The following is a 7,598-nucleotide window of genomic DNA, read 5'->3' on the forward strand; positions in this document are numbered from 1 at the left end:
CGCTGGGCCCGCCGTCAGGCGCTCGCGCCGAGTTCGCGGACGGCTGCCGCGAACGCGTCACCACGCTTGTTGTAGTTGGTGAACATGTCCATCGACGCACAGGCCGGAGCCATCAGGACGGTGTCCCCCGGCCGCGCGAGCCGCGCCGCCTGCCGTACCGCCTCGGACATCGCCCCAGTGTCCGTCCGGTCGAGGTCCACGACCGGGACTTCGGGGGCGTGTCGCGCGAGGGCTTCGCGGATCAGCGCGCGGTCGGCGCCGATCAGGACGACGCCCCGCAGGCGCGCCGCCGCGCCCGCGACCAGCTCGTCGAAGGTGGCGCCCTTGGCGAGGCCCCCGGCGATCCACACGATCGATTCGTACGCCGCCAACGACGCCTGCGTGGCGTGGGTGTTGGTGGCCTTGGAGTCGTCGACGTACGCGACGCCGTCGACATCGGCCACGTGCTCGATGCGGTGTGCGTCCGGGCGGAAGGCCCGCAGGCCCTCGCGGACCGCCGTGGCCGGCACGCCGTAGGCGCGCGCGAGCCCGGCGGCGGCCAGGGCGTTGGCGATGTTGTGCGGCGCGGGCGGACGGACGTCCGCGACCTCGGCGAGCTCCTGGGCCTGCTTCTGGCGGTCCGGCACGAAGGCACGGTCGACCAGGATGCCGTCCACGACGCCCAGTTGGGAGGGGGCGGGCGCGTTCAGCGTGAAACCGATGGCGCGACAGCCCTCTTCGACGTCGGCCTCGCGGACCAGGTCCTCGGTGGCTTTGTCGGCGACGTTGTAGACGCAGGCGACCTGGTTGCCCTCGTAGACGCGGCCCTTGTCGGCGGCGTACGCCTCCATCGAGCCGTGCCAGTCGAGGTGGTCGGGGGCCAGGTTGAGCACCGCGGCGGAGTGGGCGCGCAGGGAGGGCGCCCAGTGCAGCTGGTAGCTGGAGAGCTCGACCGCGAGGACGTCGTACGCGTCGTCGCCTTCGAGGACGACGTCCACGATGGGCGTACCGATGTTGCCGACGGCCGCCGTGCGCAGCCCGGCCGCGGCCAGGATGGACGCGAGCATCTGCGTGGTCGTGGTCTTGCCGTTGGTGCCGGTGATCGCGAGCCAGGGCGCGGCGTCCGGGCCGCGCAGGCGCCAGGCGATCTCGACGTCACCGACGACGTCGACGCCCGCCGCGGCGGCGGCCGCGAACAGCGGCGAGGTGGGCTTCCAGCCGGGCGAGGTGACGACGAGGTCGGTGCCCTCGGGGAGCGTCTCGGCGTCGCCGAGACGTGCGGTGATCCCGGCCTCGGCGAGCTCGGCCGCGCGCGCCCGATGCGTCTCGCCGTCGCCGCCGTCCACGACCGTCACCACCGCGCCGAGGCCCGCGAGCGCGCGGGCGGCGCTGACGCCGCTCACGCCGAGCCCGGCCACGGTGACGTTCCTGCCCTGCCAGCTGGTCACTTGGTGGCCGCCCACCCTGCGTAGAAGAGTCCGAGTCCGACGATCACGCACATGCCCTGGATGATCCAGAAGCGGACCACGACAAGGACTTCGGACCACCCCTTGAGTTCGAAGTGGTGCTGGAGTGGCGCCATGCGGAAGACGCGCTTGCCGGTGAGGCGGAAGGAGCCGACCTGGATGACCACGGACATGGTGATCAGGACGAAGAGGCCGCCGAGGAGCGCGAGCAGCAGCTCCGTACGGGAGCAGATGGCGAGGCCGGCGAGCGCGCCGCCGAGGGCCAGCGAGCCGGTGTCACCCATGAAGATCTTCGCGGGCGAGGTGTTCCACCACAGGAAGCCGAAGCAGGCGCCCATCAGCGCGGAGGCCACCACCGCGAGGTCGAGCGGATCCCTGACCTCGAAACACGCCTCCGGGTTGGTGAGCGTGTTCGCGTTGGCGCAGGACTCCTGGTACTGCCAGACGCCGATGAAGGTGTAGGCGCCGAAGACCATCACGGAGGCACCGGTGGCGAGGCCGTCGAGGCCGTCGGTGAGGTTCACGCCGTTCGACATCGCGAGGATCATGAACAGCGCCCAGACCACGAACAGGACCGGGCCGATCGACCAGCCGAAGTCCGTGACGAACGACAGCTTGGTGGAGGCCGGGGTCTGGTTCCGGTTGTCCGGCCAGTTCAGCGCGAGCACGGCGAAGCCGATGCCGACGATGAGCTGGCCCGCCATCTTCGCCTTGGCGCGCAGACCGAGCGAGCGCTGCTTGACGATCTTGATGTAGTCGTCGAGGAAGCCGACGAGGCCCATGCCCGCCATCAGGAAGAGCACCAGCAGGCCGGAGAGCGTGAACTCGCCGCCGGTGATGAACTTCGTGAGGAAGTACGCGATGAGCGTGGCCAGGATGAAGGCGATACCGCCCATGGTCGGCGTACCGCGCTTGCTGTGGTGCTCGCGCGGGCCGTCGTCCCGGATGAACTGGCCGTAGCCCTTGCGGGCCAGGAGCTTGATCAGCAGGGGCGTACCGACCAGGGTCAGGAAGAGCCCGATCACACCCGCGAAGAGGATCTGCCTCATCGGCCGGCGACCTGCCCCTCCGGAGACACGGCGGAGTCGTCGAGCAGCGCCAGGGCGACCCGCTCGAGACCGACCGATCTGGACGCCTTCACCAGCACGACGTCTCCTGGGCGCAGCTCGCTGCGCAGCAGGTCGATCGCCGCCTGTGCGTCGGACACGTGCACCGACTCCTCACCCCACGAACCCTCGTTGTATGCGCCCAGTTGGAGCCAGGACGCTTCCCTGCCCCCGACTGCCACGAGCTTGTTCACGTTCAGCCGGACGGCAAGGCGCCCGACCGCGTCGTGCTCGGCGAGCCCGTCGTCACCGAGCTCGGCCATGTGACCGAGCACCGCCCACGTGCGCCCTCCCTCGGCCTGTGCGGCTCGGCCCATGGCCGCGAGCGCGCGCAGGGCGGCTCGCATGGACTCGGGGTTCGCGTTGTAGGCGTCGTTGACGACCGTCACGCCGTCCGGGCGCTCGGTGACCTCCATCCGCCAGCGGGACAGCGTGCCCGCCTCGGAGAGCGCGAGGGCGATCTCGTCCACGGACATGCCCAGCTCATGGGCGACGGCGGCCGCGGCGAGCGCGTTCGACACGTGGTGCTCACCGTACAGGCGCAGCCGCACGTCGCCGCACCCGGTGGGTGTGGTGAGCGTGAAGGCGGGTTGTCCGTTCTCGGTGAGCCGGACATTCTCGGCGCGTACGTCGGCGTCCTCGGCCTCTCCGAAGAGCAGCACGCGGGCCTTCGTACGAGAGGCCATCGCGCGTACGAGGGGGTCGTCGGCGTTGAGGATCGCGGCGCCGTCGGCGGGCAGCGCCTCGACGAGCTCACCCTTTGCTTGCGCGATCTGCTCGCGGCCGCCGAACTCGCCGATGTGGGCGGTGCCGACGTTCAGGACGAGGCCGATCCGCGGCGGCGTCAGCTCGGTGAGGTACCGGATGTGGCCGATGCCGCGGGCGCCCATCTCCAGGACGAGGAACTTCGTCTCGTCGGTGGCGCTCAGCGCGGTCAGCGGCAGGCCGATCTCATTGTTGAACGATCCGGGCGTCCACACGGTGGGCGCCCTGCGGCCGATGACCTGGGCGACAAGATCCTTGGTGCTGGTCTTGCCGGCGGATCCGGTGAGGGCGACGAGGGTCGCGCCGAGCCGGGCGACGACGTGCCGGGCGAGGGCGCCGAGCGCCGTCTGCACGTCGTCGACGACGATCGCGGGCACCCCGCACGGCCGCGAGGCGAGCACGGCGACCGCGCCCGCGCCGACGACCTGGGCGGCGTAGTCGTGCCCGTCGACGCGCTCGCCCACGAAGGCGGCGAACAGGCCGCCGGGCTGCACCTCACGGGAGTCCATGACGACCGGCGCCGTCACCTGGACCTGCGGATCCGGTATGTCGTACGTCTGCCCGCCGACAACGGTGGCGATCTCGGCGAGGGAGAGGGCGATCACAACTTCATCCCTGGGTTTGCTCGATAGCTTCGCGAAGCACTTGGCGGTCGTCGAAGGGACGGACCACACCGGCGATGTCCTGGCCCTGCTCATGGCCCTTGCCCGCGACGAGGACGGTGTCGCCGGGTTCGGCGCGGGCGACGGCCGCGCGGATGGCGGCGGCCCGGTCCTCGAACACGGCGACGTCGCCGCGCTCGTGGGCGGGCACCTCTGCGGCGCCCGCGAGCATCGTCGCGAGGATGGCGAGGGGGTCCTCGCCACGAGGGTTGTCCGAAGTCAGTACGGCGGTGTCGGCGAGGCGCGCCGCGGCCGCCCCCATCGGCCTCCGCTTGGTCTGGTCGCGGTCGCCGCCGCAGCCGAGCACGATCGTCAGCTTGCCCTCGGTGACCTTGCGCAGCGCGCGCAGGACCGATTCGACGGCGTCCGTCTTGTGGGCGTAGTCCACGACCGCGAGGTAGGGCTGCCCGGCGTCGACGCGCTCCAGGCGGCCGGGGACGCCCGGCACCGCGGCGATGCCGTCGGCGGCCTGCTGCGGGTCGATCCCGGCGACGGCGAGCGACACGATCGCGGCGAGCGTGTTGGCGACGTTGAAGGGGCCGGCCAGCGGCGACTTGGCGGTGATCCGCTCGCCCTTGGGGCCGACGGCGGTGAACGTCGAGTCCATCGGGCCGACTTCGACGCCCTCCGCGCGCCAGTCCGCGTCCGGGTGGCCCTCGGCCGAGAAGGTGGTGACGGCGATCTCGGACTCGGTGACGAGCCGGCGGCCGTACTCGTCGTCGAAGTTGACCACGCCGAGCCGGGCGCGCCGCTTGGTGAAGAGCTGCGCCTTGGCCCGGAAGTAGTCCTCCATGTCGGAGTGGAACTCCATGTGCTCCGGGCTGAGGTTGTTGAAGACGGCGACGTCGAAGACGCAGCCGTCGACCCGGCCGAGCACGAGGGCGTGGCTGGAGACCTCCATCGCGACCGCCTTGACGCCGCGCTCGCGCATCACCGCGAACAGCGCCTGCAGATCGGTGGCTTCGGGCGTCGTGCGCTCCGACTTGATGCGGTCCTCGCCGATGCGCATCTCGACGGTGCCGATCAGTCCGGTGCTGCGGACCTCCTTGAGGCCGCCCTCGATCAGGTACGCCGTGGTGGTCTTGCCGGACGTGCCGGTGATCCCGATCTGCAGCAGGTCGCGGCCCGGGTGGCCGTACACCGTCGCGGCCAGCTCGCCCATGACCGCGCGCGGGTCGGCGACGACGAGCACCGGCAGCCCCGTGGCGGCGGCGCGGTCGGCGCCCGTCGGGTCGGTGAGGATCGCCGCGGCGCCGAGGTCGGCGGCCTGGGCCACGAAGTCGGCGCCGTGCATGCGCGCGCCGGGCAGCGCCGCGTAGATGTCGCCGGGGCGCACCGCGCGCGAGTCGTGGGTGATCCCGGTGATGGCGGCGTCCGTGCCCGGGGCGGCGGCCCCCAGCTGATCGGCGAGCTCCACGAGGGGGGTGGCGGAGACCTGGGTCGGCCTCGGCGGTCCCGGGTAGTTCACGGGAGCGTCCTTCTGGGTGGTGTGGGACTGATCAGCGTGTGGCACGGCGGTGAGCGTACCGGGCGCAGCCCGTTCCAAGCGAAGCGGGCGGTGTGGCGGGGGGCGGTTCCCCGGGTCGGGGGTGATGGTCGTCACGGGCTTTTCCTGTTCGGATCTCCGCTGTGGGCGGCCCTACCTGCCGTTCGGCGGGCGGCCGGGGGTCTCCGGCCGGCCGGGGTCGAACGTCACCGGCAGCCGTGCCGGGGCCTTGCCGGTGGGCGGTGCCTGCAGCGTCTTGAGGGCGAACTGCATGACCTTCTTGTAGATGGGGCCGCAGATCTGGCCGCCGAAGTAGCTGCCCTTCGTGGCGTTCTGGATGGCGCAGTAGACGGTGACGCGCGGCTTGTCGGCGGGGGCGAAGCCGGCGAAGGACGAGGTGTAGCCGCGGTAGCGGCCGGTTTTCGGGTCGACGCGGTTGGCCGTGCCGGTCTTGCCCGCGACGCGGTAGCCGGGGATGCGGGCCTTGGTTCCGGTGCCTTCCTCGTCGTCGACGACGGACTCCAGCATCTGCGCGAGGGTCCGCGCGGTCTTGGTGCTGACGACGCGGGTCTTCTTCGGCGCGGGCGCGGGCGTGAAGCGGCCGTCGGGGCCCTTGGTGCCGCGCACCAGGGTCGGCTCGACGCGTACGCCGCCGTTGGCGATGGTCGAGTACACGGACGCGGCCTGCATCGCGTTGATGGACACGCCCTGGCCGAAGGGGATCGTGAACTGCTGGGAGGTCGACCACTTCTCGGGCGGCGCGAGGATGCCGGAGGTCTCGCCGGGGAAGCCGAGGCCGGTCTCCTTGCCGAGGCCGAACTTCCGCAGGTACGAGTGGAGGACCTTGTTGGCCTGCTTCTGCGTCTTGCCGAGTTCGCCGGTGGCCAGGATGGTGCCGATGTTGCTGGACTTGGCGAGCACGCCGTTGAGCGTGAGGTACCAGGTCGGGTGGTCGATGTCGTCCTGGAAGAGGCGGTCGCCGCGGTGCAGGCGGTTGGGCACCGTCACGCGGGTGCCGGGGGTGGCGGCGTTCTCCTCCAGGACGGCGGCCATCGACATGACCTTGGCGGTGGAGCCGGGCTCGAAGGCGTCCTGGAGCGCGGCGTTGCCGAGGCTCGTGCTCTGGGCCTGCGAGAGGTCGTTGGGGTCGAAGCCGGGCGCGTTGGCCATGGCGAGGACCTCGCCGGTCCGGGTGTCCTGCACTATCACGTAGCCGCGGTCCGCGTTGGACTTCCTGACCTGCTCGGTGATGGCGTCCTGCGCGGCCCACTGGATGTCGCGGTCGATGGTCAGCTCGACGTCCGAGCCGGGCACGGCGGGCTTCTCCGACCTGCCGGCGGTGGGCACCTGCCGGCCGCCGGACTGGGCGTAGCGGATCTCGCCCTGCTTGCCCGCGAGTTCCTTGTTGAGCTGCTGCTCGACACCGCCGCCGCCCTTGCCGTCGGCGTTGACCCAGCCCAGTATCCCGGCGGCCAGGCCGTCGTTGGGGTACACGCGCTTGCTGGTGGGCACGGCGAGGACGCCCGCGAGGACGTTGACCGCCTTGGGGTCGGCGCTCGCCTTCTCCGCGAGGGTGGCGCGCAGGTCCTTGATCTGCTTCCAGACCTGCGGGGTCTCCCGGCGGGCCAGCAGGGTGAAGCGCGTCTTCGGGGTGCGGAGCTTCTGCGCGAGCTTGTCGGCGTCCTCGCCGAGGATCGGCGCGAGCAGCCCCGCGGCCTGCTCGGGCGCGTCGCCGATCTTCGTCTCCTTCGGCGTGAAGAGCGTGGGGTCGGCGGTGATGTCGTACGCGTCCACGCTGGTGGCGAGTTCGACGCCGCCGCGGTCGGTGATGGCGCCGCGCTCGGCGGCCAGCTTGTGGCTGGAGTACCGGTTCTTCTCGGCCTTGGCCGCGTACGCGTCGGCGTCCACGGCCTGCACCTGGAACAGCCGCACCACGAAGGCCAGCATCACCAGGGTCAGGCCGAGGCTGACCATGCGCAGCCGGGGCCGGGGGCTGCCCAGGCGGATGGTCTTGGGCTTGCCGGGCCTGGGTGGCCTGGGCGCGGACGGGCGGGGGCCGCGCGCGGTGGGCGGGCGTGGTCCCGGTCCGGGCCTGCGGCGGCCCGCGGGGCGCTCGGGGCGTGCCGGGCCGGGG

5 protein-coding genes are annotated in these 7,598 nt (G+C 71.9%); all 5 read right to left on the bottom strand.

What is annotated here, in order from left to right; all coding sequences use genetic code 11:
- Positions 1-14: 14 nt before the first annotated feature.
- Positions 15-1,427, bottom strand: a complete 1,413-nt coding sequence (gene murD / locus STRAU_RS27405; RefSeq protein WP_016643656.1) for a UDP-N-acetylmuramoyl-L-alanine--D-glutamate ligase — start codon at positions 1,425-1,427, stop codon at positions 15-17.
- Entirely contained in the window at positions 1,424-2,494 is a 1,071-nt protein-coding gene (gene mraY / locus STRAU_RS27410; protein WP_016643657.1) for a phospho-N-acetylmuramoyl-pentapeptide-transferase, read from the bottom strand. Before mraY ends, murD begins: the two co-directional genes overlap by 4 nt.
- Positions 2,491-3,921 carry a UDP-N-acetylmuramoyl-tripeptide--D-alanyl-D-alanine ligase gene (locus STRAU_RS27415; protein ID WP_016643658.1) on the bottom strand — a complete coding sequence of 477 codons (1,431 nt, stop codon included), beginning with the start codon at positions 3,919-3,921 and terminating at the stop codon, positions 2,491-2,493. Before STRAU_RS27415 ends, mraY begins: the two co-directional genes overlap by 4 nt.
- Before the next feature lie 4 nt (positions 3,922-3,925).
- Complete coding sequence (locus STRAU_RS27420; RefSeq protein ID WP_078621500.1) at positions 3,926-5,581, bottom strand: UDP-N-acetylmuramoyl-L-alanyl-D-glutamate--2,6-diaminopimelate ligase; 1,656 nt, start codon at positions 5,579-5,581, stop codon at positions 3,926-3,928.
- Positions 5,582-5,617: 36 nt separating this feature from the next.
- Positions 5,618-7,598 (bottom strand): peptidoglycan D,D-transpeptidase FtsI family protein (locus tag STRAU_RS27425; RefSeq protein ID WP_052029308.1); only part of this gene is annotated, 1,981 nt, incomplete at its 5' end.

This window comes from Streptomyces aurantiacus JA 4570 (genome assembly GCF_000414115.1).
GTDB lineage: Bacteria > Actinomycetota > Actinomycetes > Streptomycetales > Streptomycetaceae > Streptomyces > Streptomyces aurantiacus_A.